Raw genomic sequence first — 2,501 nt, 5'->3', positions numbered from 1 at the left:
CGGATCGCGGACATCACCGCGGACAAGCACATGGAGGGCGTCCGGCTCACCCGCTGGATGCTCAGCCCGGTCCCGACGTTCCTGCTGTGGCGCCGCATGAAGCTGTGGGAACTGCGCTCCTACGAGCAGGTCATCAAGCTGGAGCAGGAGCGCCTGGTCTACCAGGCCCGCCTGCGCTCCCGCTTCGGCCGCTCCTGGCGCCGCAAGGCCCCCGTGGAGTCCCTGATGCCGCTGCGCCTGGCCCGCTACGGCGTCCCGCTCGCGGAAACGGCCCCGGCGGGCCTGGCCGCGGCGGGCATCCACCCCATCCCGCACCCACCACCAGCCGAACACAAGCAACTCGCGGGCGAGCCCGGAAGCGACCCATCCCGGGCCCGCCCGCCCCACATCCCGCACCGTGATTCACACAACGGTCAAGCCTCCGCCTCCGAGCAGTCCCGGCCGGCAACACCCGACGTGCAGCTCAGTCTCAACGGCTCCTCCACCGGCGGCCGATCCGTCCCACACCAGGCAACACGCCATGCGAACTACTCCGCCTTCAACGACGCCACGGCCGCCCCCGTACAGCCACACGCCTCCGGGGCTCGGTGGCAGCCGAGGCACGCACCTCTCAAGCACACGCCCACGCCGGCCACAGACCCCGGGAGCCCTGCTTCCCTCGCACACCGTCGGCCGCCGCGCGAGCGCGCACAGAGCTCCGCGCCCCAGCCACGCACCGCCTCAGACGAAACCGTGTCCGGCAGGGGTCAGGACGACCGGTCAGTCGGCGGCCCTTCTCTCGATACCAACGGCGAAGGCCAGGTACCCGACGTGCGGTACGGCGCAGCCAGCATCGAAGGTCCCCACACCAACTCACCACAACGTCAACGACCATCACATGCCACAACCTCCGACCGCCCGCACGCGGCCGACAGCACACAGCATGCGGCACCAGAACCGGACACCCAAACATTGGCCCTCAGCACGAACGCCGACGAACCCGCTCACTCCGAACTCACACAAGTCGACCGCTACTACCAGGCTTGGCACACCCACCAGGTCCAGCACGGCCAGGAACCCACCCCTGAGCAGCTCTCAACCGCCCTCACCCACCAAGGAATCCGAACCCGGCAGGGGCAGTCCGTAACCCCCAAAGCCCTCGCCCGCTACTACCTCCAGTTCCGCCTCTACACGGCATGGGCCCAGCACCGCGCCCACACGTCCTACCCGGCCATCCACCATGTCCTTAAATACCTCACCCGGCGCGGCATCACCGCTCAATACAACAAACCCCTCACACCCGCCGACCTTGCGCCCCGCCTCGACGCCTTTGAACGCCGCTGGCACACCCTCAACCATCACTAGCCCCAGCCGACACCTAGCAGGTAGCGGATGTCGCCGACTCCACGCCCCGAGTGCCCACTCGGGGCGTGCGGCGGGGCTCACGAAACGGCTCTGCTGGGGGCCGCCGCACCGGTCCCCCACGGGAGCGCAGGGCGGGCCGGTAGTCCTACGGCCAGCGTGCGAGCGCCGCTGCCCGGCGAGATTCATCCGGGTCAGATAGGTCACGTCAGGCAAGACCTCCGTGGGTTCGCAGCGACGAAGGTGCACCCGAGCTCTGATCAGTAAGTGTGCTCCTGCCTGCGTATATGCCTTCCACAGGGCGACACCGGGGAAGGCCCGGTCCATAATCACAAGCATGCCGGCGGCACTGCTGGTCATCTCTGTCGCCAGCGCGGGCTCCCCACCACCGCCCTTGAAGCTGCCTATCCGCGCGCCGATCGTCGCGTGCGTAAGGGCCTCGGTCAGCGTCACCACCCTGGCCTGCGGGAACCCGATGGGCCGACCGGCTCTGCCCGCCAAAAGCGGCACGTGTCGTGTCGTTTTCCGGCACCTCCAGCAAGAACCCGTCGACCGCGGCCACTCTCATCCCGCCAGAACGCGGCCTCGAGAGTGGGCGGAGCGATCGCCCCCGCTACACGGCGGAACACTGCCTCCAACGGTGCGGCCTCATGCTGCTGCCGGGCCCTGGTGAACGACGACTTGTTCGAGACCGGCTGGTCCATCCCGCCCAGGGCCCCGACCAGGTTCTCCGCGACATCGTCGTAGGAGTCCTGCTGGAACAGGGCCAGCGCGAGCACGAAGTAGACCATGAACCGGCTCGACAGGGGACGGGGCTTGGCATCCAGCCGACCGCACACGGTCAGCACCTCGTCCACCAGCTCAGGAACGATCCACTCGGTGAGCAACCCGAGCCGGACTTCATCGGATAACCCGATCCATGGATGCATGTCCGTGTCAACGAACCAAGCACCGAGCAATGCTCAGTACCTGTGGATCGGCCTCGGGAAGGGTGCCTCGCGAAACGCGGAGGGCGTACCCGAGTGATCGATTGATGGTCACCGAGTAGGCCCGCGTTCGCAGCGTGGGTCGGGAAGGTACGCCCGTGCTCAGCGTAGTCAATGCCGACGGCAGCACCCCGAACGGCTCCCTGATCGACGGGATCGTCCGCGAAGGTGCAC

2 protein-coding genes and 1 pseudogene are annotated in these 2,501 nt (G+C 68.0%); 2 read left to right on the top strand and 1 reads right to left on the bottom strand.

The genetic code is table 11. The annotated features are described in order from the left end of the window. Positions 1-1,344, top strand: a 1,344-nt coding sequence (locus tag ABT296_RS38530; protein ID WP_351934802.1) for a DUF2637 domain-containing protein, incomplete at its 5' end; no start/stop codon positions are given. Positions 1,345-1,790: 446 nt separating this feature from the next. Here the strand turns inward: ABT296_RS38530 and ABT296_RS38525 are convergent. Then, complete coding sequence (locus tag ABT296_RS38525) at positions 1,791-2,270, bottom strand: transposase domain-containing protein (RefSeq protein ID WP_351934800.1); 480 nt, start codon at positions 2,268-2,270, stop codon at positions 1,791-1,793. Positions 2,271-2,425: 155 nt separating this feature from the next. On the opposite strand from ABT296_RS38525, the pseudogene ABT296_RS38835 reads away from it, so the two are divergent. Beyond that, a pseudogene (locus ABT296_RS38835) lies at positions 2,426-2,501 on the top strand (VOC family protein); the annotation flags it as partial.

This window comes from Streptomyces sp. NPDC000983 (genome assembly GCF_040299205.1).
In the GTDB taxonomy this organism is placed as follows: domain Bacteria; phylum Actinomycetota; class Actinomycetes; order Streptomycetales; family Streptomycetaceae; genus Streptomyces.
The sequence above is the reverse complement of the archived record's forward strand: the minus strand, read 5'-3'. Positions and strand labels throughout refer to the sequence as shown.

Excerpts from the sequence above, each read along its gene's own strand:
- ABT296_RS38525 (WP_351934800.1), bottom strand. The coding sequence starts at position 2,270 with ATGCATCCATGGATCGGGTTATCCGATGAAGTCCGGCTCGGGTTGCTC.